The organism is Stenotrophomonas sp. SrG (genome assembly GCF_050031795.1).
GTDB classification, from domain to species: Bacteria; Pseudomonadota; Gammaproteobacteria; order Xanthomonadales; family Xanthomonadaceae; genus Stenotrophomonas; species Stenotrophomonas rhizophila_A.
This window is the reverse complement of record NZ_JBNBBE010001024.1, coordinates 1-241: the sequence shown is the minus strand read 5'-3', so window position 1 is coordinate 241 and position 241 is coordinate 1. Positions and strand designations below refer to the sequence as shown.

Annotated in this window: 1 pseudogene; it reads right to left on the bottom strand. The window is 63.9% G+C overall.

What is annotated here, in order from left to right:
• Positions 1 to 241 (bottom strand): annotated as a pseudogene (locus ACQG3P_RS22595) (DesA family fatty acid desaturase); the annotation flags it as partial.

The following is a 241-nucleotide window of genomic DNA, read 5'->3' as shown; positions in this document are numbered from 1 at the left end:
CAGCGGCGCATCGAGAAGCGGGACGAGCTGGGGAAGGCATGGTGGTAGGAGTGCAGCTCTACGCAGCCGATCCTGAAGGCCCACGGCGTGAGGTTGGTGGAGGTATCGGCCGACTCGAAGTTGCGGTATCCCCACCAGTGGCCCAGGCCGTTGACCACGCCTGCGCCCCAGAACGGAATCCAAGCCATCTGGATCGCCCACAGGTCAACGCCGGGCATGCCGAACAGCACCAAATTCACAG